The sequence below is a fragment of the Planosporangium spinosum genome (assembly GCF_049999945.1).
GTDB classification, from domain to species: domain Bacteria; phylum Actinomycetota; class Actinomycetes; order Mycobacteriales; family Micromonosporaceae; genus Planosporangium; species Planosporangium spinosum.
This window is the reverse complement of record NZ_JBLYUB010000014.1, coordinates 38,431-64,636: the sequence shown is the minus strand read 5'-3', so window position 1 is coordinate 64,636 and position 26,206 is coordinate 38,431. Positions and strand designations below refer to the sequence as shown.

General features: G+C 72.4%; 22 protein-coding genes and 2 tRNA genes. 15 read left to right on the top strand and 9 right to left on the bottom strand.

Annotation, left to right across the window (positions count from 1 at the left end; all coding sequences use genetic code 11):
• Positions 1-202: 202 nt before the first annotated feature.
• The 6 genes from ACNTMW_RS19335 to ACNTMW_RS19310 all read left to right on the top strand — a co-directional run bounded on the left by ACNTMW_RS19335 (position 203) and on the right by ACNTMW_RS19310 (position 5,415).
• The gene (locus tag ACNTMW_RS19335) at positions 203-598 is read left to right on the top strand and encodes an HIT family protein (protein WP_426635073.1); all 396 of its coding nucleotides are present in this window, start codon (positions 203-205) and stop codon (positions 596-598) included.
• Between the two features lie 400 nt (positions 599-998).
• Positions 999-1,071, top strand: a tRNA-Arg gene (locus tag ACNTMW_RS19330).
• A 25-nt stretch (positions 1,072-1,096) separates the two neighbouring features.
• Positions 1,097-1,180, top strand: a tRNA-Tyr gene (locus tag ACNTMW_RS19325).
• A gap of 61 nt (positions 1,181-1,241) precedes the next feature.
• Positions 1,242-2,408: an RtcB family protein gene (locus tag ACNTMW_RS19320; protein WP_426635072.1), complete on the top strand. Its 1,167-nt coding sequence runs from the start codon at positions 1,242-1,244 to the stop codon at positions 2,406-2,408.
• 362 nt (positions 2,409-2,770) lie between these two features.
• Positions 2,771-4,117, top strand: a complete 1,347-nt coding sequence (locus ACNTMW_RS19315) for an MFS transporter (RefSeq protein WP_426635071.1) — start codon at positions 2,771-2,773, stop codon at positions 4,115-4,117.
• 338 nt (positions 4,118-4,455) lie between these two features.
• Positions 4,456-5,415 (top strand): VldE C-terminal domain-containing protein, encoded by a 960-nt coding sequence (locus tag ACNTMW_RS19310; protein ID WP_426635188.1) that lies wholly within the window; start codon positions 4,456-4,458, stop codon positions 5,413-5,415.
• 135 nt (positions 5,416-5,550) lie between these two features.
• Here the strand turns inward: ACNTMW_RS19310 and murQ are convergent, their stop codons facing one another.
• The 3 genes from murQ to ACNTMW_RS19295 are packed head-to-tail and all read right to left on the bottom strand — an operon-like array spanning position 5,551 to position 8,737.
• Positions 5,551-6,453 carry an N-acetylmuramic acid 6-phosphate etherase gene (gene murQ, locus ACNTMW_RS19305; protein ID WP_426635070.1) on the bottom strand — a complete coding sequence of 301 codons (903 nt, stop codon included), beginning with the start codon at positions 6,451-6,453 and terminating at the stop codon, positions 5,551-5,553.
• Positions 6,454-6,470: 17 nt separating this feature from the next.
• Positions 6,471-7,400 carry a MurR/RpiR family transcriptional regulator gene (locus ACNTMW_RS19300; RefSeq protein WP_426635069.1) on the bottom strand — a complete coding sequence of 310 codons (930 nt, stop codon included), beginning with the start codon at positions 7,398-7,400 and terminating at the stop codon, positions 6,471-6,473.
• Positions 7,401-7,432: 32 nt separating this feature from the next.
• Positions 7,433-8,737, bottom strand: coding sequence for an exo-beta-N-acetylmuramidase NamZ family protein (locus ACNTMW_RS19295; protein WP_426635068.1), 1,305 nt, complete (start codon positions 8,735-8,737; stop codon positions 7,433-7,435).
• A gap of 127 nt (positions 8,738-8,864) precedes the next feature.
• Here ACNTMW_RS19295 and ACNTMW_RS19290 point away from each other — a divergent pair, with 127 nt between their 5' ends.
• The 7 genes from ACNTMW_RS19290 (at position 8,865) to ACNTMW_RS19260 (ending at position 17,409) form a co-directional block, all read left to right on the top strand.
• Positions 8,865-10,688: a serine hydrolase domain-containing protein gene (locus tag ACNTMW_RS19290; RefSeq protein ID WP_426635067.1), complete on the top strand. Its 1,824-nt coding sequence runs from the start codon at positions 8,865-8,867 to the stop codon at positions 10,686-10,688.
• A gap of 68 nt (positions 10,689-10,756) precedes the next feature.
• Positions 10,757-12,181: an N-acetylglucosamine/diacetylchitobiose ABC transporter substrate-binding protein gene (gene ngcE / locus ACNTMW_RS19285; RefSeq protein ID WP_426635066.1), complete on the top strand. Its 1,425-nt coding sequence runs from the start codon at positions 10,757-10,759 to the stop codon at positions 12,179-12,181.
• Positions 12,182-12,198: 17 nt separating this feature from the next.
• On the top strand, positions 12,199-13,107 hold the full coding sequence (locus ACNTMW_RS19280) for a carbohydrate ABC transporter permease (protein ID WP_426635065.1): 909 nt from the start codon (positions 12,199-12,201) through the stop codon (positions 13,105-13,107).
• A gap of 92 nt (positions 13,108-13,199) precedes the next feature.
• On the top strand, positions 13,200-14,132 hold the full coding sequence (locus ACNTMW_RS19275) for a carbohydrate ABC transporter permease (RefSeq protein WP_426635187.1): 933 nt from the start codon (positions 13,200-13,202) through the stop codon (positions 14,130-14,132).
• Between the two features lie 33 nt (positions 14,133-14,165).
• On the top strand, positions 14,166-14,765 hold the full coding sequence (locus ACNTMW_RS19270; protein ID WP_426635064.1) for a hypothetical protein: 600 nt from the start codon (positions 14,166-14,168) through the stop codon (positions 14,763-14,765).
• Between the two features lie 71 nt (positions 14,766-14,836).
• Positions 14,837-16,153 carry a DUF1800 domain-containing protein gene (locus tag ACNTMW_RS19265; RefSeq protein WP_426635063.1) on the top strand — a complete coding sequence of 439 codons (1,317 nt, stop codon included), beginning with the start codon at positions 14,837-14,839 and terminating at the stop codon, positions 16,151-16,153.
• Between the two features lie 11 nt (positions 16,154-16,164).
• Entirely contained in the window at positions 16,165-17,409 is a 1,245-nt protein-coding gene (locus ACNTMW_RS19260) for a DUF1501 domain-containing protein (RefSeq protein ID WP_426635062.1), read from the top strand.
• A 20-nt stretch (positions 17,410-17,429) separates the two neighbouring features.
• On the opposite strand, the gene ACNTMW_RS19255 is transcribed toward ACNTMW_RS19260, so the two are convergent.
• The 3 genes from ACNTMW_RS19255 to ACNTMW_RS19245 form a co-directional block, all read right to left on the bottom strand.
• Positions 17,430-18,692, bottom strand: a complete 1,263-nt coding sequence (locus ACNTMW_RS19255) for a D-alanyl-D-alanine carboxypeptidase family protein (RefSeq protein ID WP_426635061.1) — start codon at positions 18,690-18,692, stop codon at positions 17,430-17,432.
• 157 nt (positions 18,693-18,849) lie between these two features.
• Positions 18,850-20,196, bottom strand: coding sequence for a HAMP domain-containing sensor histidine kinase (locus tag ACNTMW_RS19250; protein ID WP_426635060.1), 1,347 nt, complete (start codon positions 20,194-20,196; stop codon positions 18,850-18,852).
• The gene (locus tag ACNTMW_RS19245) at positions 20,193-20,891 is read right to left on the bottom strand and encodes a response regulator transcription factor (protein WP_426635059.1); all 699 of its coding nucleotides are present in this window, start codon (positions 20,889-20,891) and stop codon (positions 20,193-20,195) included. Before ACNTMW_RS19245 ends, ACNTMW_RS19250 begins: the two co-directional genes overlap by 4 nt.
• A gap of 423 nt (positions 20,892-21,314) precedes the next feature.
• On the opposite strand from ACNTMW_RS19245, the gene ACNTMW_RS19240 reads away from it, so the two are divergent.
• Positions 21,315-22,382, top strand: coding sequence for a hypothetical protein (locus ACNTMW_RS19240; protein WP_426635058.1), 1,068 nt, complete (start codon positions 21,315-21,317; stop codon positions 22,380-22,382).
• Between the two features lie 47 nt (positions 22,383-22,429).
• Positions 22,430-22,636 carry a hypothetical protein gene (locus ACNTMW_RS19235; RefSeq protein WP_426635057.1) on the top strand — a complete coding sequence of 69 codons (207 nt, stop codon included), beginning with the start codon at positions 22,430-22,432 and terminating at the stop codon, positions 22,634-22,636.
• A 128-nt stretch (positions 22,637-22,764) separates the two neighbouring features.
• Here ACNTMW_RS19235 and ACNTMW_RS19230 read toward each other — a convergent pair whose 3' ends face one another.
• From ACNTMW_RS19230 to ACNTMW_RS19220, 3 genes are read right to left on the bottom strand one after another with little or no spacing between them, the layout of a single operon-like run.
• Positions 22,765-23,511, bottom strand: coding sequence for a succinate dehydrogenase/fumarate reductase iron-sulfur subunit (locus ACNTMW_RS19230; RefSeq protein WP_426635056.1), 747 nt, complete (start codon positions 23,509-23,511; stop codon positions 22,765-22,767).
• On the bottom strand, positions 23,508-25,445 hold the full coding sequence (locus tag ACNTMW_RS19225) for a fumarate reductase/succinate dehydrogenase flavoprotein subunit (protein ID WP_426635055.1): 1,938 nt from the start codon (positions 25,443-25,445) through the stop codon (positions 23,508-23,510). Before ACNTMW_RS19225 ends, ACNTMW_RS19230 begins: the two co-directional genes overlap by 4 nt.
• 1 nt (position 25,446) lies before the next feature.
• The gene (locus tag ACNTMW_RS19220; protein WP_426635054.1) at positions 25,447-26,145 is read right to left on the bottom strand and encodes a succinate dehydrogenase cytochrome b subunit; all 699 of its coding nucleotides are present in this window, start codon (positions 26,143-26,145) and stop codon (positions 25,447-25,449) included.
• Positions 26,146-26,206 lie beyond the last annotated feature (61 nt).

The window sequence follows — 26,206 nt, the reverse complement described above, 5'->3', positions numbered from 1 at the left end:
GGGACATCGAGGAGGACGAGCCGGTCGTCGACGGCCTGCGACGCCAGGGGTCACGGATGTACCTGCTGCGCGGTTCGGGCAGCTCGGTCGGGGCCGGACGCAGTTTGAACGGCACCCACCCGGTCGCCCGGCCAGGCGGCGTGGATCACCGGCCGGGCGACCGGCCGCTGCGCCGCCGTCCGGCACACGGCACAATCACGCCATGCCGACGCTGTTCACGAAGATCATCAACGGAGAGCTTCCCGGGCGCTTCGTCTGGTCCGACGACCGGGTGGTCGCCTTCCTGACGATCGCGCCCATCACGATGGGCCACACCCTCGTCGTACCCCGCGAGGAGATCGACGACTGGACCGCGATCGAGCCGGACCTGCTCGGCCACCTCATGGCCGTCAGCGGCAAGATCGGCGCCGCCGTCAAGCGCGCCTTCGACGCGCCGCGCGCCGGGTTGATCGTGGCCGGCTTCGAGATTCCCCACGCGCACGTCCACGTCTTCCCCGCGTACGGGATGGAGGACTTCGACTTCACGAAGGCCGACAGCAACGTCCCGGCCGAACAGCTCGACCAGGCCCGCGACCGCATCGTCGCCGCCCTCGGCTGAACACGACCGGATCGTCACCGCCCTCGGCTGAGCACGACCGGGTGAACCGGTACCGGACACGACCGGGTGAACCGGTACCGGCCCGCCTCCCGCACCGGTCGGCGGCGGGCACCCCGCCCTCGATCGGTGCGGCGCTCCGCCCGCGTTAATCCGGTTGCCCGCCGGCTCCCCGCACTCCTACGGTAGATCCACCAACGCCAAGATCCAGGAGACCACGATGCGACGGCGAACCTTCCTCGAACCGCAGCGGCTCACGCCGTGCGGCCGGGCCGCCGTCTCGTGGTATCTCGAGCGCGGTCACGGGTGGATCGACTGACGAACGCCGTCGCGCGCGCCAGCCGCCCACCCACGCCGGGTTCGGGCGGCTTTTTCGTATGCCCCGACCGGCGATCCGACACCAGCCCCGGTAGCTCAGCGGAGAGAGCGCCTGGCTACGAACCAGGAGGCCGCAGGTTCGAATCCTGCCCGGGGCACGTCCCCACATCCCAGTCCATCCACGCGGGCGCGCCGACGCCGGAGAGTCGGGCCTGGCTGTAACCCAGGTGCACCGCTGCTCAGGGGGTTCGAATCCCTCCGCCCGCACGCGATTTCTGATGTCATTGACAGGTCACCGGGTGCACACCCGGCCAGACGAGGAGTAACCGTGCAGCAGGTCAACAAGCGGCTGATGAACTGGGCGAGCATCATCGACCCGGCGGCCCTGGCGCAGGCCGAGGCGACCGCGTCGCTGCCGTTCATCCACCCGCACGTCGCGCTGATGCCCGACGCACACCTGGGTAAGGGTGCGACGGTCGGTTCGGTGATCCCCACCCTGGGCGCGATCATCCCGGCGGCGGTGGGGGTCGACATCGGGTGCGGCATGGCCGCCGTGCGGACCCAGTACCACCGGGACGAGCTGGGACCGGACCTGGCCGGCCTGCGGACGTCGATCGAGCGGGCGATCCCGCTGTCGGCCGGCCGGTACAACACGACGCTGACCGCGACCGCGCGGCAGCGGGTGGAGCGGCTGGCGAAGGCGGCGGAGGCGGCCGGCTTCGACCCGGCCCGGTACGCGGGCAACTGGCAGCTGCAGCTCGGCTCGCTGGGATCGGGTAACCACTTCATCGAGGTGACCGTGGACGAGCGGGGTTCGGTGTGGCTGTTCCTGCACTCCGGCTCCCGGGGCGTCGGCAACCGCATCGCCACGCACCACATCAAGGTCGCGCAGCGGGCGATGAAGCGCTGGCACATCCAGCTGCCCCACAACGACCTGGCCTACCTGGTGGAGGAGACCGAGGAGTTCTGGTCGTACATCCGCGAGCTGCGCTGGGCGCAGGAGTTCGCGCTGGCCAATCGGGACGAGATGATGGACCGGGTGGTGGCCTGCTTCGCGGAGTGGCACGGCAGGTCGGTCGAGGAGCTGGAGCGGGTGCAGTGCCACCACAACTACACCACCCAGGAGCGGCACTTCGGCAAGGAGGTGTGGCTGTCCCGCAAGGGCGCCATCGACGCCACTGCCGGCGTGCCCGGCCTGATCCCCGGTTCGATGGGGGATGCCTCGTACGTCGTGGTGGGCAAGGGCAACGCGCTCGCGCTCAACTCGTCGCCGCACGGTGCCGGTCGTAACCACTCGCGCTCGGCCGCCCGCCGGATGTTCACCCGCGACCAGCTGCGGGAGGCGATGGCCGGGATCGAGTACCGGGACACCGACGCGTTCATCGACGAGATCCCGCAGGCGTACAAGCCGATCGACGTGATCATGCGCGACGCCGCCGACCTGGTCGAGATCCGCCACACGCTGCGGCAGATCGTGAACGTGAAGGGCGACTGATCCATCAACGGCGACCGAGACGTCAAGGACGACCGAGACGTCAAGGGCTGACCGAGACGTCGAGGGCTGACCGGAAACGGTACCCGTCCGGCGGCGGGGGCACCGCCGCCGGACGGGCGTCGGGTCTCCGGTACGCGGCCCGCACGGGACCCGCTCGTCGCACCCGACCACGTACGCCGGCGCGACGTCGTGATTCTCAACGGTACCGGCCGGCTGGCCACGCGGAAGCTGCTCGCCCACCCGTGCCGCCAGCGGATACGTTCGCTGTCGTGGCGAACCTCCCCGGTTGCCGGACCGGAACGGTGACGAATCGACAGTCGCCATCCATTCAGGTACGTCGGTGTCGCTTCTAGCGTGGGGGTGTGCCTACCACTAGTGCGCATACCACCACTGCCCGTACCCGGTCGGCCCGGCGACGTGCGATGGCGGCGCTGTCGGCCGCTTCGGCGCTGATGAACGCCGCGATGGCGACCGCCAGCCCGGTCAGCACGATCGTCGTGGCGGACCGGCTCGGCGTCGCGTGGGGCGCCGTCCCGAACACCGCGAGCATCGCCGGCAGTGGGATCGGCGCGGTCCTGTTGACCTGGGTGATGAACCGCCGCGGACGGCGGGCGAGCCTGACAGTGGGGTACGTCGCGGCGGCGGTGGGCGCCGCGCTGGCGGTACCGGCCGTGCGCGGCAGCCACGTCGCGGCGCTGAGCTTCGCGATGCTGCTGCTCGGGCTCGGCAACGCCGGCGGGATGCTGTCGCGGTACGCGGCGGCCGAACTGTACCCGCCGCAGCGGCGCGGGTTCGCGATCAGCACCGTGGTCTGGGCGGCGACCGTCGGGGCGGTGGGCGGTCCGCTACTGCTGACGCCGTCCAGCGACGCCGCTGCCCGGCTGGGCTGGACGGCGCTCACCGGCCCGTTCCTGTTCGCGGCGCTGGCCAGCGCGATCGCCGTGGTCGCCCTGTCGGGGGTACCGGCCGGCGCGGCACGGCCGGTCCGCCCCCGCGTCGCGGTACGCGACCTGGTCCGTACCCCCGCCGCGCGGTCGACGGTGACGGTCATGGCGATGGGACAGGTCGTCATGGTCGCCGTGATGACCGCGACCCCGCTCCACATGCACCTGCACGGCCAGCGACTGGGCGCGGTGGGCATGGCCCTGTCCGCGCACACCCTGGGGATGTTCGCGCTGTCCCCGCTGACCGGGCGGTTGCTGGACCGCTTCGGGTCCCGGCCGGTGATGCTGGCCGGGCTGCTCACCCTGGCCGTGGCGACCGGCCTGGCCGCGGCCGGCCCGTCCGGCCAGGTAGCGCTGCGCACCAGCGCCCTGTTCCTGCTCGGCTTCGGCTGGAACCTGTCCTTCGTCGGCGGCAGCGGACGGCTGGCCCGCGAGGTACCGGCGGCGGAGCGACCCCAGGTGGAGGGCGCCGTCGACGCGGCGGTATGGGCGGCTGCGGCCGCGGTGAGCCTGGCGTCTACCGTGGCGCTGTCCAACTGGGGTTACCCGGCACTCGCCGCGGCGGCCGGCACGCTGGTCCTGCTGCCCGTGCTGGTCCTGCTGCGGCACGACGACCGGGCACCCGCCGGGGACGCGACGACCGGGGACGCGACGACCGGGGACATGACGACCGGGGACATGACGACCGGGGTTGTGGCGGCGGGACAGCGCCAGACGGACACGGGTCGCGGCGACGTCGATACGGGAAGTACCCGCTCGGCATGAGTTCCTTAGCTGCGGATTAGATAGCTTGGGCACCGTACCGGCGGTGGCTAGGGTCGGATCCGACCAGTGCCAGCGGGCCGCCGGGGGACGGCCGTGGCTGGTCGCCGCCGTGCCGCCCACCGATCCGCGGCACCGCTGAGAGGCACTGAGGGAAGGAACCATTCGTGACGCCCCGCGCCGTCCGCGCCCGTTCCGCGCTGTCCCGTCCGGCGCTGTCCACGTCCGCGCTGTCCCGTTCGGCGCTGTCCGCGTCCGCGCTGTCCCGTTCGGCGCTGTCCGCGTCCGCGCTGTCCCGAGCCGCCCGGCTCGCCGTGGCCGCCCTGCTCGCCGTCGCCGTCATGCTGGGCGTCCAGCCCGCCGGTCCGGTGCACGCCGAGCCCGGCGCTCCGGGCCCCGAGGGCGGCACCGCCTCGCTGCGCGACCAACTGGACGCGGCGGCGCGCGGGTACAACGACGCCGCCGCCCGGCTGGATGCCTCCAAGGCGCGCCAGGCCCAGCTCGGCGAGCAGATGCGCGCCACCGACACCGAACTGGCCCGGCTCACCGACGAGGTCGGCGCGCTGGCCGCGGCCGCCTACAAGAGCGGGCGGGTCAGCGGGGTCGCCGCCCTGCTCGACAGCGACTCCCCCGGCGGCCTGTTCCAGCGCGCCGTCACGCTGCAGAGCAAGACCCGCGTCGACGACAGCCGGCTGCGCCGGCTGACCCAGACCCAGGCGAGCCAGCGCGACCAGCAGGCGGCCCTGGACAACGAGATCAAGGTGCAGCAGAACCAGCTCGCCGAGATGGACACGCGCAAGAAGGCGGCGGAGAAGGCCCTGGGAGCCGCCGCCCGGACCTCCGGGGTGAGCGGTACCGGCGGCGCCGCCAGCGCGACCGCGGTACCCCGGCGGGCCGACGGCAGCCTCGCCCCGGAGTCGTGCTCGGTCGACGATCCCACGACCTCGGGCTGCATCACTCCCCGGACGCTGCACGCGCTGCAGCAGGCCAAGGCCGCCGGGTTCACCCACTTCGTGTCCTGCTACCGCCCGCAGGAGGACGGCGGCGAACACCCCCGCGGCCGGGCCTGCGACTTCGCCGCCGCGACCGGCGGCTTCGGCGGGGTCGCCACCGGCGCCGAACGGGATTACGGCAACCGCCTCGCCGCCTGGTTCATCGCCAACGCGAAGGCGCTCGGCGTGCTGTACGTGATCTGGTTCAAACAGATCTGGATGCCCAGTACCGGCTGGCGGGCCTACAACAACGGCAACGGCGACCCGTCGAGCGACCACACCAACCACGTCCATCTCTCGGTGCAGTAACGCCGCTCCACGATCGGACAATGTCGCGAACATTGCTGCTTCCAGGGCGGCGGATGCAGCAATGTTCGCGACATTGCGCGGATCTTGCGGAGGGGCGCGGATCTTGCGGAGGGGCGCGGATCTTGGGAAGTGCTGCTATGCCTGACGCGCCGACCGGACCACCCGCAGCGCCTTGTGCACCACACCGCCGGCCGCCGCGACGGCCTGCCGCGCCTGGTCGGGGCTCACCGCCGAGAGCAGCGTCACCAGCGCCACCTTCGGGTCGCCGCCCGCCGCCGCGAGGGCGTCCGCGCAGCTGTCGTGGTCGGTACCGGTCGCCTGCGCCAGCATCCGGACCTGGCGGGCCCGCAGCTTCCGGTTGCTGGCGATCATGTCGGTCATGAGATTGGAGTAGGTACGCCCGAGCCGGATCATGACGGCGGTCGACAGTGAGTTGAGTACGAGCTTCTGCGCGGTGCCCGCCTTGAGCCGGGTCGAGCCGGTGATCGCCTCCGGTCCGGTGTCCACCGCGACGTGGACGTCGGCGTGCGCGGCGAGCGGCGCGGCCGGGTTGGCCGAGACCAGGACCGTGCCGGCGCCGCGGGCGCGGGCGGCGCGCAGGGCGCCGGCCACGTAGACGGTCCGCCCGCTGGCGGTGATCCCCACGGCGACATCGCCGGGGTCGACCTCGGCGCCGTCGGCCGCACCGCTGGCGGCGTCGTCCTCGGCGTCCTCGGACGGGTTGGTGAGCGCGCGCAACCCGCCGGCGAGGTGCGCGACCACCCGGCCGGGTTCGAGCCCGAAGGTCGGGCGCAGTTCGGCGGCGTCGAGCACGGCCAGCCGCCCCGAGGTGCCGGCGCCGAAGTAGTGCAGGCGGTTACCGGCCGCGAGTGCGTCGACGGCGAGGTCGACGGCGTCGGCCAGCTGCGGCAGCGCCGCGGCCACCGCCCCCGGTACGGTGGCGTCCTCGGCGTTGAGCAGCCGGAGGACGTCCAGCGTCGGTGACTCGTCGATGGCGACCGTGCGGGGGTTGCGCGCTTCGGTGGGTGGCCAGCTCATGTCGCCGTCCCCGCCGGTCACCAGCGCTCCCGCTGGGGCCGGGCGCGACGCGATCGCACCGCCTCGTAGGTGGCTTCCAGAGCGGCGCGGGTCTGCGGGTACGTCCGCTGCGCCACCCCCACGAACACGCAGTCGACGACCGTCAGCTGGGCCAGCCGGCTGGCCATCGCGCCGGAGCGGAAGGTGGTCTCCCGGGCGGCCGTGGTGAGGACCAGGTCGGCGACCCGGGTGATCGGCGACTTGGGGAAGTTGGTGAGCGCCACGGTCAGCGCTCCCTGCCGGCCGGCCTCCGCGAACGCCTCGATGGTGTCCATCGTGGCGCCGGTGTGCGAGATGCCGAACGCCACGTCGTGCTCGGTGAGCAGCGCCGCGCTGGTCAGCGCGACGTGCAGGTCGGACCAGGCGTACGCGACCCGCCCGATGCGGTGCAGCTTCTGCTGGAAGTCCTGGGCGACGAAGGCGCTGGCGCCGACGCCGTAGATGTCGACCCGCCGGGCCGCCGCCACGGCGTCCACCACCCGCGCCAGGACCGCGACGTCGAGCTGGGCGGCGGTGTCCTCGATGGCGCGGGCGTCGGCGAAGGCGATCTTCTCGACGACCTCGGTGAGGTCGTCGCTCGGGCTGATGTCGCTGCCCATCGCGCGCTCCGGGGAGCCGTCGTCCGGCACGCGCCCGGCCTCGGCGGCCAGCGTCAGGCGCAGTTGCGGGTAGCCGGTGAACCCGAGCGTCCGGCAGAAGCGGATCACCGTCGTCTCCGACGTCCGGGCGCGCTTGGCCAGCTCGGTGATGGTGAGCTGGGCGACGCTGCCGGCGTCCTCGATCACCACCCGCGCCACGCGCTGTTCGGCCGGCGAGAGCGACGGCAACAGGCCGCGCGCCTTCACCGTGGTCGGTGTGGCCCGGCCGCCGCCGTGCGCGGCACCGGCGTCGGCACCGTTGTCGGTCATGTGGGAAAGTTTCCTTCCGCTGCCGCCATCCGTCAATCTTTGCGGCGGTAGATCAGGTACGGCCGGCGCCGCGCCTCGAAGGCGGCCAGCTCGGCGCGCCACGCGGCCACCACGTCGCCGGTCGGCGCACCCGCGTCGATCATCGTCCGCAGCCGGTCGGAGCCGGTCAGCTTGTCGATCCAGTATGGGCGGTCCGGGTCCCACGCGTCCGCCCGCCAGGCGAACGACGGGTACCGCCGGGCCTCGACGAGCATGGCCACGCCCGTGCGGATCGGGTCGAACGCCCGCCGGTCGGTCACCTTCACCTCCACCCCCGCGCACAGGGTGCCGGCGAACCGGCTCGACGTGGGCGTGAAGTACGCCTCCCGGAAGGCGACCCCGGGCAGGCCGGCGGCGTTCAGCCGGTCGGCCCAGTGATGGTCGAGGTCGGGCCCGCCGACCAGCTCGAACGGCCGGGTGGTGCCGCGGCCCTCGGTGATCGTCGCGACCCCCTCGAACATCCCGGTACCGGGGTAGACCAGCGCGGTGTCGGGCGTGGGCATGTTCGGGCTGGGCAGGACCCACGGCACGCCGGTGTCGCCGGCCATCTCCTCCGGCGACCAGCCCCGGCAGGCCACCACCTCCAGCACGGCCGGACGGCCGGCGTCGGCGGGTACGAACTCGCCGTTGAACAGGCGCGACAGCTCGCCGACGGTCATCCCGTGCTGCTGGACGATCGCCTTCTTGCCCACGCCGGAGGTGAACGCGGGCGTCATCACCGGACCGTAGGCGCGCCCGCCGATCGGGTTGGGCCGGTCGAGCACCACGTAGCGCAGGCCGGCCCGGGCCGCCGCGACCATCGAGTCGTACATGGTCCAGATGTAGGTGTAGAAGCGCGCCCCGACGTCCTGGATGTCGAACACGACGGTCTCCACGCCGGCCTGGGCGTACAGCTGCGCCCACCGGTCGACGCCCGCCCCGTAGGCGTCGTAGACCGGCAGGCCGGTACGGGCGTCGACGCCGGTACCCTCGCTGCCGCCGGCCTGGGCGGAGCCCCGGAAGCCGTGCTCGGGCCCGAAGACCGCGGACACCGGCACCCGGCCGTCGGCGTGCATCAGATCGACCAGGTGCCGGTATCCGCGGTCCACCCCCGTCGGGTTGGAGATCACCCCGACCCGCCGGCCGGCCAGTGTGGCCCAGCCGGTCTCGACCAGCCGGTCGAGACCGGTGCGCACGCGGTCGCCGGACGGCCCGCCCGGTTTGGCCGCTGCACCGGCCGGGCACTGGTCGGCCACCGCGCCGACGGTCGGGGCGACCGCGGCCGCTCCGGTGATGGCCAGCAGGCGACGACGATCCACGACTCCTCCTACCGATCCATCTACCCCGGCAAATTAGTCGGCGGTCCGCCCTGTGGCAAGAACATTCCTTCCCCTTGAAACAGCCGAAGGAAAACTACATCCTTTACATCGATAGTCGTGGAGGTGCGTGTTGATCCCTCGCTGGGCCACCCTGGCCGTCACCGTGGTCACCGCCGTCGCGCCGCTGGCACCGCAGGTCGCCGGACCGGACCGGCCGGGCGGTGCGCCGCCGGGCGCCCCCGCCGCGCTGCCCGGCGCGCCGCCGACCGTCACGCCGGCCGACATCCGGTTCCAGCACCGCACCCTGCGCACCGGTACCGCGCGGGAGGCGGGCCTGCTGCCCGAGTACGTCCAGCGGATCGGCACCGACCTCGCGGCCTACCTGTCCCCCACGCCCGACCACGCCGCCCATCCCACGTACGCCGGCGCCACCGTCCTGGCCGCCAAGGACGGCGTCGTCGTCGCGCGGACCGCCGCCGGCAAGGCGGTGCGCTACAGCGCGGTCGGCCCGCCGCCCGAACGGGCCGGCGTCGAACTGCCCCCGGACCAGCAGATCCCCGCCCGCCCGGACACCATCTACGACCTGGCCTCGGTGTCGAAGCTGTTCACCACCGTCGTGGTCATGCAGCAGGTCGAGCGCGGCCGGATCGACCTGGACACGCCGGTGGCCCGGTACCTGCCCGAGTTCGCCGCCGGCGGCAAGGAATCGGTGACCGTCCGCCATCTGCTCACCCACACCGGTGGACTGCCCGCCTTCCTGCCGCTGTGGAGCGACCAGCCCGACCCGCCGTCCCGGCTGGCCGAGGCGCTGGCCACCCCACTCATTCCCGGCGCGGCGCCCGGCCGGCAGTACGTGTACTCCGACCTCGGCCTCATCGCGCTGGGCGAACTCGTGCACCGGGTCAGCGGCCAGCGCCTCGACGAGGCGGTCCGCACCGGCATCACCGACCCGTTGTCCATGAAGGACACCGGCTACAACCCGCCGGCCGACAAGCGCGGCCGGATCGCCGCCACCGAGTACGAGCCGTACGCCGGCCGCGGCATGGTGTGGGGCGAGGTGCACGACGAGAACGCCTGGTCGCTCGGCGGCATCGCCGGGCACGCCGGTGTCTTCTCCACCGTGGACGACCTGGCGATCTTCTGCCAGATGCTGCTGGGCGGCGGCGAGTACCGCGGCCGGCGGATCCTGCGCGAGAGCACCGTGCGCGCGATGCTCGTCAACCAGAACGCCCATCTGGAGAGCGAGGACCCGGAGAGCCGGCGCGGCCTGGGCTTCGAGCTGGACAAGCACTGGTACATGGACGGGCTGGCCTCGCCGGTCACGTTCGGCCACACCGGCTTCACCGGTACCTCGATCGTGGTCGACCCGCTGTCGCACGCGTTCGTGATCCTGCTCAGCAACCGGGTACACCCCGACCGGAACTGGGGAAGCAACAACAACTCCCGCCGCGCGGTCGCCCGCGACCTCGCCGACGCCATGCCGGTACGCCCGCCGGCCGGCGGGACGGCCTGGCGGACCGCGCACCGCGACAACGGCACGCTGACCCTCACCGCGCCGCTGCGCCGGGCCGCCGGCGAGGCGGGCGAGCTGCGGCTGTCGCTGTGGTACGACACCGAGCCCGGCTACGACGCCGTCCACGTCGAGGCCTCCGCAGACGGCGGTACCACCTGGTCGCCGGTCGGCGTGCGGCTGCGGTCACCGGCCGGTGACTGGTACAGCGACGGCACGCTCACCGGGTACGGCGGGCGCCGCTGGTGGGCGGTCTCGGCCACCCTCGCCCCCGGCACCACCCACGTACGCCTGCGCTACACCACCGACGGCAGCGGCCAGGGCCGCGGCGTCTACGCCGACCAGGTCTCCGCCCGCGACCGCGCCGGCATGCTGTTCCACGGCGAGGCCGGCGATGCGGGCCGGTTCGCCGCCGACGGCTGGGCGCCGTCGTCGACCTGACCGGCCAGCCCCTACCCGTGCTCCGTACGCCCCCCGCCGTCCACAGAGGAGAACCCCGAATGCCACCGATGAGGACCACCGATGCCCCGTTGAGCCGGCGGGGACTGCTGCGCGGTGCCGCCGGCGCCGGCGCCCTCGCCGCCGCCGGCGGCTGCATGTCCGCCTGCGCGATGGGTGGTGGCAGCGGTGACGACAGGCGCGCCGGCGGCACGAAGGACAGCGCCAACCCGCTCGGCGTCGCCACGGACGCGCCGCTGGAAGTGGTCATCTTCAACGGCGGCTTCGGCGAGGAGTACGCCAAGGCGCACGAGGCGATGTACCGGGAGCGGTACCCGAAGGCCGAGGTCACGCACTCGGCCACCCAGGAGATCGCCAAGACGCTCCAGCCGCGCTTCGTCGACGGCAGCCCGCCGGACGTCATCGACAACTCCGGCGGCAACCAGATCGACTTCAACGGCCTGGTATCGCAGGGGGCCCTTGCCGACCTGGCACCGCTGCTCGACGCGCCGAGCCTGGACGACCCGAAGAAGACGGTCCGCCAGACGCTGCTGCCGGGCTCGCTGCTGCCGGGCACGTACGACGGCAAGACCATGGCGCTCAACTACACCTACACCGCGTACGGCATCTGGTACTCGGGCAAGCTGTTCGCCGACCACGGCTGGCAGTACCCGACGACCTGGGACGAGATGATCGCGCTGTGCAAGGAGATCAAGGCGGCCGGCATCGCGCCCTGGACCTACCAGGGCAAGCACCCCCGGTACATGAGCTGGCCGATCCTGTCGGCCGCGGCGAAGCTCGGCGGGCCGGACCTGCTGGTCGCCATCGACAACCTCGAACCCAACGCCTGGAAGCACGACGCGGTCAAGGCCGCCGCCGAGGCGTACTACCAGCTCGCCGTCGACGGCTACATCCTGCCCGGCTCCGAGGGCATGGACCACATCCAGTCGCAGACCGAGTGGTGCCGGGGCAAGGCCGCGTTCATCTCCTGCGGCTCCTGGCTGGAGAGCGAGCAGAAGTCGGTCACGCCGGCCGACTTCGGCATGACCGTCGCGCCGACGCCGAGCCTGACCAAGGGTGACAAGCTGCCGTTCGCGGCGATGCGCGGCACCGCCGGTGAGCCGTTCGTGGTGCCGGCCAAGGCCAGGAACGCCGCCGGCGGCCTGGAGTACCTGCGGATCATGCTGTCCCGCAAGGGCGCCGCCGACTTCATCGGCAAGACCAGCAGCCTCACCTGCGTGCAGGGCGCCGAGGAGGGTGTGACGCTGCCGCCGGGCCTGACGTCGGTGACGAAGGCGCTCAAGGCCTCCGGTGACAAGGGCTTCAACTGGGTGTACAACTCCTTCTACCGCAAGCTGGAGCGCAACCTCGTCGACGCGGCGTGCGGCGACCTGTTCACCAAACGGATCAACCCGGCGCAGTTCGTGCAGCAGTGCCAGCAGGGGGCCGACGAGATCGCGCGGGACAGCTCCATCAAGAAGTACAAGCGCGTCTAGGAGGAGTGGCAACGCCCATGCGCCACGGCAGACGCCTGTTCATCGCCACCTTCCTCATCCCGCCACTGGCCCTGTACGCGCTGTTCGTGCTCTCGCCGTACGTGCAGGCGTTCGGGATCTCGGCCACCGACTGGGGCGGGCTGTCCCCGGAGTACCACGTCGTCGGGCTGGACAACTTCCGGCGGCTGCTGGGTGACCGCTACGTCGGCAACGCGCTGCGTAACAACGGCATCCTGCTGGTGGTCCTGCCGGTGGTGACGATCGCGTTGGGCCTGTTCTTCGCGTCGATGCTCAACGTCGGGGGGCACCGCAACCGGGCCGGCGTGCGCGGGGTGCGCGGGTCGGCCGTCTACCGCATCGTCTACTTCTTCCCGCAGGTGCTGTCGGTGTCCATCATCGGCGTGCTGTGGAAGGAGATGTACGCGCCGAACAGCGGGCTGATCAACGGCGCGCTGCGGGCCGCCGGCCTGGGGTCGCTCGCCCGGCCCTGGCTGGGCGACCCGAAGCTGGCGTTCTGGTGCGTGCTGGCCGTCATGGTGTGGAGCAACGTCGGCTTCTACGTGGTGCTCTTCGGCGCCGGCATGCAGTCCATCCCGCGCGAGATCTATGAGGCGGCACTGCTCGACGGCGCGGGCCGGTCCGCCACGCTGGTCCGGATCACGCTGCCGCTGCTGTGGGACACCGTGCAGGTGGCCTGGGTTTACCTGGCGATCCTCGCCCTCGACGGCTTCGCCCTGGTGCAGATCGTCACCGAGGGCGGCCCCGGGTTCAGCTCCGACGTGATCGGGCTGCGGCTGTACAGCACGGCGTTCGGCGAGGCGAAGTTCGGCTACGCCTCGGCCATCGGCGTCGCGATGCTGTTCCTCACCCTGTCCGTGGCGGTCCTGGCCCTCCGCCTGACCAGACGCGAACGCGTCGAGCACTGAGCCGAGTCGCGTCGAGCACTGAGCCGAGTCGCATCGAGCACTGAGCCGAGTCGCATCAAGCACTGAGCCGAGCACGGAAGGGCCGCATGCAGTTGAGCACCGACCTCCACCCCGCCCCGGTGGCCGGCACCGATCCGCCGGGCACCGACCCGCCGGCGACCGGCCGCGCCGGTGACCGCCCGCCGCGCCGCGAGTCGGGCGTCGCCGACGCGTTCTCCCACCTGTTCCTGCTCGGCTGGGCGGTGCTCACCACGTTCCCGCTGCTGTGGGCGGTGGTGAGCTCGTTCAAGAGCGACGAGGAGATCCTCACCGACCCGTGGGGGCTGCCGTCGGCGCTACGGTGGCAGAACTGGGTACGGGCCTGGAACGCCGCCCACATCGGCGAGTACTTCGTCAACAGCGCCATCGTGGTCTGCGGCTCGCTGACGCTCACCATGCTGCTCGGTTCGATGGCCGCCTACGTGCTCGCCCGGTACCCGTTCCGCGGCAGCCGCGCGGTGTACCACCTGTTCGTCGGCGGCATGATGTTCCCGGTCTTCCTGGCCCTGGTACCGCTGTTCTTCGTGGTGAAGAACCTGGGCCTGCTCGGGACGCTGCCCGGACTGATGCTCGTCTACACCGCGTACTCGCTGCCGTTCACGGTCTTCTTCCTGACCGCCGTGTTCCGCACCCTGCCCACCTCGGTCAGCGAGGCGGCGCTCGTCGACGGCTGCGGCCACTTCGGACTGTTCTTCCGGGTGATGCTGCCGATGGCCCGGGCCGGTCTGGTCAGCGTCGGCATCTTCAACTTCCTCAGCCACTGGAACCAGTACGTCCTGCCCATCGTGCTGATGCAGGGCCAGGGCGCCGAACACCGGTGGGTACTGGCCCAGGGCCTGACCGCGCTGGCGATCCACGAGGGCTACCGGGGCGACTACGGCGCGCTGTTCGCCGGCATGACGATCGCGATGATCCCGGTCCTGGTCGCGTACGTCGTGTTCCACCGACAGGTCCAGTCCGGCCTGACCGCCGGCCAGCTCAAGTAGGAAACAACGCAGGCTCCCCCAAGGGTGGCGACGATGGACGTCGATGAGATCAGCAACGGTCCGGCACACGACCGGCGGCCCGGATGGTCGCGGCGGGTACCGGTGGCCGTGCTGGTCGTCGCCGTCGGCGCGCTGCTGCTGGTCCGCTGGTACACCCAGCGCTCCGTCGAGCCGCACGCCACGGCACCGGACGCCACGGCACCGGCCCCGTCGGCGACAGCCCGGCCGACCCGGCAGGAGCGATACATCACCCTCGGTGCGGTCTGCCCGCCGGTCACCGACGGCCGGCACACCCTCACGGTGTCGTTCACCGTCGAGAACGTGACGTCGACGCCGGTGACCCTGGTCGGGGTCGGGCCGGTCCTGCCGCTCGGCCTCCTGCGCCCGACCGGTTCCTCGGTCACCGGCGGGAGCTGCGGCAGCCCGGCCGCCGTGGCGCCCGGCGGTATCCTCGGCCGGGGCACGTCCCTGCTGGTCACGTTCCTGTTCGACCTGCCGGACACCTGCCCCCAGCCCCTCCCGGTGCAGGCCGACATCCGGGTGAAGGCCGGTGGGGTGGAGGTGACCGACCGGATCGGGGTGTTGTCCGACCTCGGCGGCGTCGCGTTCGACACCTGTACCCAGCCGCCCTGACCCGTCCCACGCTGACCGGTCCCGGACGAGACATTTACCGAACCCGAACACCGACCGGCTAGGGTCCGGTCATGGCTACCCGGACGGAGCTGGCGCACCTGCTGCGCCGCGCCACCTTCGGCCCCCGCGCCGAGGACGTCGACGCCGCCGAGCGCGCCGGCCTCGACGCCACCCTGGCCGTGCTGTTCGCCCCCGCCGGCACCGACGCGGGGGCGGCGCGCACGCCGGTACCCGCCCTCGAACCGGTCGCCGTACCCGGACCGAAGGCCGACGCCGACGCCCGGCAGAAGGCGCGTCAGCAGCAGCGCGAGCAGACGAACACGGTGACCCTGTGGTGGCTGGACCGGATGGTGCAGGCCGACCACCAGCTGTCCGAGAAGCTGACCTTCTTCTGGCACGGCCACTGGGCCACCTCGGTGGAGAAGGTTCGCGACGCCCCGCTCATGCTCGCCCAGCAGCAGACGCTGCAGCGGTACGGCGGAGGCGACTTCGGGGCACTGCTGAAGGCGATGCTGCGCGACCCGGCGCTGCTCTTCTGGCTGGACGGGCAGAAGAACACCGCGAAGGCCCCGAACGAGAACCTGGCGCGCGAGCTGATGGAACTGTTCACCCTCGGCATCGGACGCTACGGCGAGGCCGACGTCCGGCAGGCCGCGCGGGCGCTCACCGGCTGGCGGATCGACCCGGCGAAGCGCACGGCCGTGTTCGACCCGAAGCGCCACGACAGCGGCGTGAAGACCGTCCTCGGCCGGACCGCACCGCTGGACGCCGACGGCCTCGCCGACGTGCTGCTGGCCCAGCCGGCGCACGCCGGTTTCCTGGCCGCGCGACTGTGGGCGCGGTACGCCTCCGGCGACCCGCTGCCCGACGACGCCCGTGACCGGCTGGTCGCCGCGTACGGGCCGGGGCACTCCGTGTCCGCCCTGCTGCGGGCGCTGCTGACCGACCCGAGGTTCGCCGCCACCCCGGGTCAGCTGGTCAAGCAGCCGGTGGAGTGGGCCGTGGGCGCCATGCGCCAACTGGGCATCCGCCCCGGCGCGCTGGCCGCCCAGCAGCAGCGCCAACTACTCCAGGGGCTCGACCAGTTGGGGCAGGTACCGTTCGCACCGCCGAGCGTCGGCGGCTGGCCGTCGGGTACGGCCTGGCTGTCCACCTCGGCGGTCGGGGTCCGGCTGCGCCTGGCCGACCTGCTGGCCGCCCGGGCCGAGCCGGGCGTGGTCGCCCGGCTCACCGCGGTACCCGCGGCGCAGCGCCCCGACGCGCTGGCCCGGCTGCTGGTGGTGGACGCGTTCACCGACCGGACCCGGGCGGTGCTGGCCCGGTCGGCCGGCGACGTCCGGCGGCTGATCGCCCTGGGCCTGGCGAGCCCCGAATACACGGTGATGTGAGGAGACGCCGCATGGACACGCTGACCCGTCGCAGGTTCCTGGTCGCCAGCGGCGTGGCGGGCGGGGCCGCCCTGGCCGCCGGCGCCGCCGGGTACGGTCTGTCGCACCTGTTCGCCACCGCCGGTGACCGGCCGGCGGACGCCCGGACCCTGGTACTCGTGACGCTGTACGGCGGCAACGACGGTCTCAACACCGTCATCCCGTACGCCGACCCGGCCTACCACGACGCCCGGCCGGAGCTGGCGTACCGGCCCGAGGAGGTCCTGCGCCTGGACGGCGAACTGGGTCTCAACCCCGGCATGAAGGGCTTCAAACGGCTGTACGACGCCGGCCGGCTGGCGATCGTGCGCGGGATCGGCTACCCCAGGCCCGACCACAGCCACTTCCGGTCGATGGACATCTGGCAGACCGGGCAGCCCGAGCGGCCGGGCAACACCGGCTGGCTGGGCCGCTGGCTGGACGTGACCGGCGGCGACCCGCGCCACGCGGTGTCGTTCGAGCCGGTACTCCCGCCGGTGCTGGCCGGCGCGACGACCGCCGGCGCCGCCGTGTCACCTCGCCAGGGCAGGCCGCCGGCCGCCGCCACGCTCACCGGCCTGGGTACACCGGCGCCGGGCGAGCCGCCGCTGCAGGCGCGCGCCGCCCGCGCGTACGCCGACCTGGTCGAGGTCGACCGGATGGTCGGCGCGGTGACGGCCACCCCGTCGCCGTCGCCGTCGCCGATGTCCGCGACATCCGGGGACAACCCGCCCGCGGCGACCGGTACCGGCGGGCGCGGCGCCCTGTCCGCCCAGCTCGACCTGGTCGCCCGCTGCGTCGAGGCCGACGTGGCCACCCGGGTGTACTCGGTCTCGCTGGGCGGGTTCGACCTGCATGCCGACGAGAAGGAGGCCCAGCAGCGGAAGCTGTCCGAACTGGACACCGCGCTGACCGCGTTCGCCGACCGGATGGCCCGCACCGACGCCGGCCGCAAGGTCGTCGTCGCGGTGTACTCGGAGTTCGGCCGGCGGGTACGGGCCAACGCCTCCCAGGGCACCGACCACGGCACCGCGTCGGACCTGTTCGTCCTCGGCTCGCCGGTCCACGGCGGCTGCTACGGCGCGCAGCCCAGCCTCACCGACCTCGACGACGGCGACCTGAAGTTCACCACCGACTTCCGCGACGTGTACGCGACCCTGCTGCACGGTGTCCTCGACACCGACCCGGGAAAGGTCCTGGACGGCTGGTCCGGCCGGATCGACGGTCTGCTGGCCTGAGCCGCGGGAGGTACGGCCCGTCAGGAGGTACGGGTCAGCCGCCACCACCGCGAGGGCCCGGTGACCGTTGCGTCGGCGCGCAGGTCGGTCGTGACGTCGCCGGCGATGGTGTGCGCGGTCAACGCGCCGAGCTGCTGGCCGGACGTGACCCGCGGGCCGGGCCGCTCCGGCCGCACGGTCACCGTGACGGTCAGACCGGGCCAGCCGATGACCTGTACGTCCGACGCGGTGCGGACCGGTACCGTCTCGCCCCACGCGGTGCGGACCTCGCCGACGGTCCCCGCGGGCAGCACCGTGTACACCCGAACCAGCCGCCTGGCGGCGGTGAGCAGCGGGCGGACGATCGCGTTGACGGCCGCCAGCTGTTCGTCGGTGTTCCTGCCGGGCTGGCCGAGGACCGCGCCGACCACGGTCAGGGTCTTGTCTGCCACGGTGAGGTGGGCGGCGAAGAGCAGGTTGCCGCCGGCCTCGTCGGTGGAGCCGGTCTTGATGCCGAACACACCGTCGACGCCGAGCAGGCTGTTGTAGTTGCGGACGGTACCGGCGACCGGCAGCGTCGCGCTCGGCTGCGCGACGATCTCGGCGAAGGCCGGCAGCTTCAACGCCTGCTCGGCGAGGCGCGTCTGGTCGGCGGCGGTACTGACGGTGGTGGGCGCGAAGCCGCTGGGGTCGGTGTAGTGGGTACCGGCCATCCCGAGGCTGGCGGCGGTGGTGTTCATCTTGGCCACGAAGGCGTCGGCGCCGCCGGCGTCCCACTTGGCCAGCATCTGGGCGACGTTGTTGGCCGACGGCAGCATCAGCGCCTGCAGCGCCTGCCGTTCGGTCAGCCGCTCACCGGCGGTCACCGGCACCAGCGACTGTCCACTCGGGATCCGCGCCCGGTAGTCGGCCACGTCGGCGGCGGTCACGGTCATCGCCGGGCCGTCCTGGCCGACGTCGAGAGGGTGGTCGATCAGGACCACGTACGCGGTCATCACCTTGGCGACGCTGCCGATCGGGACCGACGCCCCGTCGCCGGCGCTGCCGATGGTGCCGAGGCCGTCGACGCCCAGGTGCGCCTGGCCCCGTGCCGGCCAGGGGACGTCCGTGACCTGGCCGGGAATCGACAGCGAGCCCGGTACCGACACGCGCAGCACGCCGGCCGGTGCCGGCCGGTTGAGCTGGACGCCCGCGGTCACCGCGAGCGCGGCCAGCAGGACCACCAACGGAGTGACCACCAGGAGCAGGCGGCGGCGTGGGCGGGACGGCGCCACCGGTGGCGCCGGAACAGCCGGCAACGACACGGATCCCCCTCGTCCGGATACGAATGACCGCGGGCGAGGGTACCGCCGGCGCGCAAGTGCGCGGTCAGGCGCGCGGGTACGGGCGACGATCAGGCGGCGGCCGGTGGGGCAGGGCACGCCCAGGAAGGCAGGGCACGCTCAGGAAGGCAGGGCGTGCTCAGGACGGCAGGGTGTGCTCAGACGGCAGGGCGACGGTGAACCGGGCGCCGCCCTCGGTGGCGTGACCGGCCTCGATCGTGCCGCTGAGCCGGCCGACCAGGCGGGCCGCGAGGGCCAGCCCCAGCCCGCTGCCGACCTTGCGGGCGCCCCGGTAGCGCTGGTACAGCGCACCCCGCTCGAACGCCACCGCCAGGTCGTCGTCGGTGAAGCCGGGGCCGCCGTCGCGTACCTCCACGACGCCCGCGTCCGGACCTGGCCGCACCGCGAGCACCAGCGGCGCACCGGCGGGTACCACCCGCAACGCGTTCTCGCACAGCCCGTCCACGACCTGCCGGATCCGCCCCGGGTCGGTCCGCACCACCACGGGGGCGTCCGGCAGTTCGGTACGCAGCACCACGCCGACCCCCGCGCAGCGACCGCCCCACGCCTCGGCCGCCGCACCGATCAATTCGACGAGGTCGACCGGCATCAGCTCGACCGGCAGGTCGGCCGCCTCCAGCCGGGCCAGGACGAGCAGGTCGGAGATGAGCCGGTCGAGCCGGTCGGCCTCGTCGAGCACGGTACGGCCGGCTCTGGGCGCACCGTCCGGGCCGACGACGCCGTCGGCGAGGGCTTCGGCGTACCCGCGGATGGTCGTCAGGGGGGTGCGCAGCTCATGGGAGACCGACAGCAGGAAGTCACGCTCCCGCCCCTCGCTGGTGGCCAGGGCCGCCGCGAGCTGGTTGAACGACTCGGCCAGGTCGGCCACCTCGGTGGGTGGCCGGACAGCCAGCCGGACCGAGCGGTCGCCGGCCCGCAGTCGCGCGGCCGCCAACGCCGCGTCCCGGATGGGACTGGTCACCAACCGCGCGAGCAGGCCACCGGCGGCGAGGCCGGCCACCAGGCCCGCCGCCAGCGCGAGCCAGAGGTTGCCCAGGACCAGTCCGGCGGTACCGGTGACCGCCGGCCGGGTCAGCACCACGCCGTTGCCCGTGGCGGCCAGGGGCCGCCCGGCGACGAGCATCTGCCGCCCGTCGATCGTGACCCGCTGGTCCACCGGCAGCCCGGCCGCGACCGCCCGGACGACCCGCGGCGGCAGGCCGGGCCGGTCGGCGACGCCCCGGCGGACCAGGTACACCTGGATCCGCTGCTGGCGCAGCCGGGACAGCAGCGCCTCACGCTCGGCCGGTCGCGCCGCGGCGAACACCTCACCCACGAGCGTCGCTTTCTCCACGAGCCCCTGCCTGGCCTGGCGGTTGGCGGAGGCGACCGCGACCGGCAGCGCCACCGCCGCGGTCACGATCACGGATACCACCGCGGTCAGGCAGGTGACCAGGATCGCGCGGGCGGAGAAGGTACGGATCATCGGCGGTCGTCGGCGGTGTAACCGACCCCGCGCACCGTGTGGATCAGTGCCGCGGCATCGCCGAGCTTGCCGCGCAGCTGCGCGACGTGCACGTCGACGGTACGGGTGCCGGCGGCTGCCGCGTACCCCCAGACCGACGCGAGCAGCTCCTCGCGGGTGAACACCCGTCCCGGGCGGGCGACGAGGTGGCCGAGCAGGTCGAACTCGGTCGGCGTGAGTGCGACCGGCGCACCGGCGACTTCGACGAGGCGCCGGGCGGGGTCGACCGTGATCGGCCCGAGCCGGCGTACCCGGTCGCCGCCGGGCGGCCCGGCCGCCCGCCGCAGCAGCGCCCTGACCCTGGCGACCAGCTCACGCGGGCTGAACGGCTTGGTGACGTAGTCGTCGGCGCCCAGTTCCAGGCCGAGGATCCGGTCGATCTCGTCGTCACGCGCGGTGAGGAAGATGACCGGCGTCCAGTCGCCGTCCTCGCGCAGCCGCCGGCACACCTCGGTACCGTCCATGGCCGGCAGGGCGATGTCGAGGATGCAGGCGACAGGTCGCAGCTTCCGGGCCGCGACGAGGCCGGCCGCCCCGTCATGCTCGACGTGTACGCCGAAGCCGTCGCGGGTCAGGTAGAGCCGGACGAGGTCGGCGATGGGCCGCTCGTCCTCCACAACGAGGACGAGCCCCTTGCCCGTGGTGTGCTCGGTCACGCCGCCCATCATGCCCCGGCCATCGTCACGCCCGGATCGCCGGCGTGTTCGGGGACGGTACGGGCGCCGCCCGCCCCTCGGATGGTCACGCGTGGCCGGCGGGGCTCGGGGTCTTACGAATCACAGCGGGCCTACCTGCTGGTCGTGGCCGGCAAAGCCCACGTAAGGGTCAGTAAGCGCACCCGGCGTGTCGGTACGGTCACGCAGCCGTCCGGTCACGCAGCCGATCCGGTCGCCCGGCCCTATCCGCGGGGCGGCCCTGACAGTTCTCGAACATTGTTTTGACGCATCTCCGATCCAGTCCGGTGACCCTGGGACGGCACCGTGCTGATTGATGCGGCAGGAAAGAAGGCACAACCTGTGTACGACCCGAGAGGAGCCGGACCGGCTCGACCGGGATCCCGGTCGGCGGCCAGGGGAACCGTGTACCGCTCTTCGGCGGCCGCCCCACCCTCCTCGGCCGCGCCACCCTCCTCGGCCGCCGCACCCGACGACCCGTCGCATTCCGACCGCCCGTCGCATTCCGACCGCCCGTCGTACTCCGACCGCCCGTGTTACTCCGACCGCCCCGGCCTCCGCCCGCAGCCGCGGCGCACGGATCGCCGCCGGGGCGCGCTCGGCCGGCTGGCCATCGCCATGGTGGTCGTGGTGGCCGGCGCCACCGGGGTCGTCGTCGCCGGTCACCAACTGTCCGCGGTGGCGGCGCGCCGCTCGTCGACCGCCGCCGGACAGGCCCCGACCGGCGCGTCCACCGGCCCGTCGTCCGGCCCGCGCGCCACCGTGAACCTCCCCACGCCGCTACCCGGACCGGACTCCGTCACGGTGCCCGTGGACGGGTTCATGTCCTGGGCGCTGCTGGACCGCCGGTCCGGCGCCATCACCGGCTCCGCCAACCACACCGACGCCACCAGCAGTACCGAGTCGATGATCAAAATCTGGATCGCCTCGGACTACCTGCGCCGGCAGGCCGCCAACGGGGTCACTCCCGGCCAGCAGCGGCTCGACGAGCTCACCACCATGATCCGCGACAGTGACGACCAGGCCGCGGAGGACATCTACCGCTTCGACGGCGGCAACGCCGTCGTCGACCGCATGATCTCCATCTGCGACCTGACCGACACCACCGTCGTCGACGGGTGGTGGAGCAAGACGCAGGTCACCGCCCGCGACGCCACCCGCCTCGGCCAGTGCGTCGCCGACGGTCGTGCCGCCGGCGCCACCTGGACGCCGTGGGTGCTCACCCAGATGCGCCAGGTACGCGGCGAGGGCCGCTTCGGCATCGTGGACGCCCTCCCCGCCGACGTCGCCGCCACCACCGCCATCAAGAACGGCTGGACCCTCATCTACGACGAGGGCACGTGGCACGTCGCCTGCCTGGCCGTCCGGGACGAGTGGGTCCTCGCTGTGCTGGCCCGCTACGACGGCTCCCGCGGCCTGTCCTACGGCGCGGGCATCTGCGCCGACGTCACCCGGCAGGTCCTGTCCCGCTGACTCCCCCGGTACCCGCGCCCGCCCCTCAGCCGGCGGTCACCGCCGGAATGGTGCTGCCCCCCGGAATGGTGCTGTCCCCCGGAATGGTGCTGTCCCCCGGAATGGTGCTGTCCCCCGGAATGGTGCTGTCCCCCGGCCACGAGCCGCCGCTCGAGCCCGTCGAGCCGGGGCCGGATGTCGGCGAGCTGATCAGCGCGATGAACCTCATGGACCAGCGGATGCACGAGGTTCATCGCGCCGGCCGGGCCCGCTGAGCCGGTAACCGGACGCCAGGAGGGCGCCCCCGTCACCCGCTGCCCGGGTAACAGGGGCGCCCTCCTGGCTTACCGAATCCTGGTGGAGCGACATCCTGGTGGAGCGACATCCTGGTGGAGCGACCGACCTACCGGCGCTCGCCCGACGCCTTGATGAAGTCGCGGTTGAGCCGGCCGATGGTGGTCAGCGGGATGCCCTTCGGGCACACCTGGGTGCACTCGCCGGCGTTGGTGCAGCCACCGAAACCGGCCTCGTCGTGCGCGGCGAGCATGCTCAGGACGCGCTCGTTGCGCTCGGGCTGGCCCTGCGGCACCAGGCCGAGATGGGTGATCTTGGCGGCGGTGAACAGCATGCCCGAGCCGTTCGGGCACGCCGCCACGCAGGCACCGCAGGCGATGCAGGTCGCCGCGTCGAACGCCTCGTCGGCGTCGGCCTTGGGCACCGGCGTCGAGTGCGCCTCCGGCGCGCTACCGGTCGGCGCCGAGATGAACCCGCCGGCCTGGATGATCTTGTCGAAGGCGCCGCGGTTGACGACGAGGTCCTTGACGACCGGGAAGGCCTTCGCCCGCCACGGCTCGATGTCGATGACGTCGCCGTCGGAGAAGTGACGCATGTGCAGCTGGCACGTGGTCGTCAACTTCTGCGGCCCGTGGGCCGTACCGTTGATGACCATGCTGCACATGCCGCAGATACCCTCGCGGCAGTCGTGGTCGAACGCGACCGGCTCCTCGCCCTCGAGGGTCAGCCGCTCGTTGAGCATGTCGAGCATCTCCAGGAAGGACATGTCCGGGGACACGTCGGTCACCTGGTAGGTCACCATCCGGCCCTTGTCCTGCGGGCCCTTCTGGCGCCAAACGCGCAGGGTCAGGTTCACTTGTAGCTCCGCTGGGTGGGGTGGACGTACTCGAAGATCAGGTCTTCCTTGTGCAGCACCGGCGGTTCGCCGGCGGCGGTGTACTCCCAGGCGGCGACGTAGCTGAACCGCTCGTCGTCGCGCTGGGCCTCGCCGTCGGGGGTCTGGCTCTCGGCCCGGAAGTGGCCGCCGCAGGACTCCTCGCGGTGCAGCGCGTCGATGCACATCAGCTCGGCCAGCTCGAAGAAGTCGGCCACCCGGCCGGCCCGCTCGAGCGACTGGTTGAGACCCTCGCCGTCACCGGGCACCTTGACCCGCTGCCAGAACTCGTCACGCAGGCCACGAATCAGCTCGATCGCCTTGGTCAGGCCGGCCTCGGTGCGCTCCATGCCGCAGTACTCCCACATGATGCGGCCGAGCTCGCGGTGGAACGAGTCGACGGTCCGGTCGCCGTTGATCGACAGCAGCCGGTTGACCCGCTCCTCCACCTGCGCGCGGGCCTCGGCCGCCGCCGGGTGGGACTCGTCGACCTTCGGGAACGGGCCGGCGGCCAGGTAGTCGCCGATCGTGTTGGGGAGCACGAAGTACCCGTCGGCGAGGCCCTGCATCAGCGCGGAGGCGCCGAGGCGGTTCGCCCCGTGGTCGGAGAAGTTCGCCTCACCGATCACGAACAGGCCCGGGATCGTCGACTGCAGGTCGTAGTCGACCCACAGCCCGCCCATCGTGTAGTGCACGGCGGGGTAGATCCGCATCGGGACCTCGTACGGGTTCTCACCCGTGATCCGCTCGTACATCTCGAAGAGGTTGCCGTACTTCGCCTCGACGGCCGGGCGGCCCAGCCGCTTGATCGCGTCGGCGAAGTCCAGGTACACGCCCAGGCCACCGGGGCCGACGCCGCGGCCCTCGTCGCAGACGTTCTTCGCGGCGCGGGAGGCGATGTCCCGCGGGACCAGGTTGCCGAACGACGGGTAGATGCGCTCGAGGTAGTAGTCCCGCTCGCTCTCCGGGATGTCCCCCGGGGCGCGGTGGTCGCCGGCCTTCTTCGGTACCCACACCCGGCCGTCGTTGCGCAGCGACTCGCTCATCAGGGTGAGCTTCGACTGGTGCTCGCCGGACTGCGGGATGCAGGTCGGGTGGATCTGGGTGTAGCAGGGGTTCGCGAACAGCGCGCCCTTGCGGTGCGCCCGCCAAGTCGCCGTGACGTTGGAGCCCTTGGCGTTGGTGGACAGGAAGAAGACGTTGCCGTACCCGCCGGAGGCGAGCACCACGGCGTCGGCGAAGTCGGATGTGATCTCACCGGTGATCAGGTCACGGACCACGATGCCGCGGGCCCGGCCGTCTGCGATGATCAGCTCCAGCATCTCGTGCCGGGCGTGCATCTCGACGTTGCCGGCCGCGATCTGCCGCTCCAGCGCCTGGTACGCGCCGAGCAGCAACTGCTGGCCTGTCTGGCCCCGGGCGTAGAACGTGCGCGACACCTGCGTACCACCGAACGAGCGGGTGTCGAGCAGGCCGCCGTACTCGCGCGCGAACGGTACGCCCTGCGCCACGCACTGGTCGATGATGTTGACCGAGACCTCGGCGAGGCGGTGCACGTTCGACTCGCGGGCCCGGAAGTCACCGCCCTTGACGGTGTCGTAGAACAGCCGGTGGACCGAGTCGCCGTCGTTGCGGTAGTTCTTCGCGGCGTTGATACCGCCCTGCGCGGCGATCGAGTGCGCCCGCCGCGGGCTGTCCTGGAAGCAGTAGGACTTGACCTTGTAGCCCAGCTCGGCCAGGGTCGCGCCGGCGGACGCGCCACCGAGGCCGGTACCGACCACGATGACCGTCATCTTCCGCTTGTTGGCGGGGTTGACCAGCTTGGCGGAGAAGCGGCGCCGCTCCCAGCGGGTCTCGATGGGGCCGTCCGGCGCCTTGGTGTCCCGGATCGGCTCGCCCTCGGAGTACAGCATCAATTCAGCTCACCAATCCCGTGAGTACGGCGAAGGGCACGGACAGGTAGCCGGCGCAGAGCACCACCGCGACGCCGAGCGCGATGGCGCGGTTGCGCCGCTCGCCCCGCGCGGTCTGCTGTCCCAGGGTGCGCAGCGCGCTGTAGATGCCGTGGCGCAGGTGGAAGCCGATCGCGAGGATCGCCAGCGTGTAGAACAGCGTGACGTACCAGTGGCTCGGCGCGAAGTCGGCGACGACGTTCGCGTACGGGTGCTGCCTGTCCGCGACCGGGTTGAGGTGCCCGGTGGTCAGGTCGAGGATGTGGTAGATCACGAAGAGCAGGATGATCACCCCGCCCCAGCGCATCGTCCGCGCCGCGTAGCTGCCCTGGACCTTGCCGCGGTGGGCGTACTTGACCGGCCGGGCGGCCCGCGCGCGCAGCGCGAGCGAGGTGGCGGCCCACATGTGCCCGACGACCGCGAAGGTCAGGACGACGCGCTGGATCCACAGGTATCCGCTGTGCGGCAGCAACGGGCTGCCGATGTCGCGGAGCCAGTGCGCGTAGTGGTCGAACGCCGTTCCACCGACGAACACCTTCAAGTTGCCCAACATGTGCGCGACGAGGAACAGCACCAGCAAGATGCCGGTCACCGCCATCAGGACCTTCTGTCCGACGGTGGTACGCAGCGGTGCTTTCACCCGTGGCGCTGTCGCGATCGCCATAAACGCGACGGTATGAGCTGCACCTTCGATTCGTCCAATGCATGAGGCATACCGAGTCAAT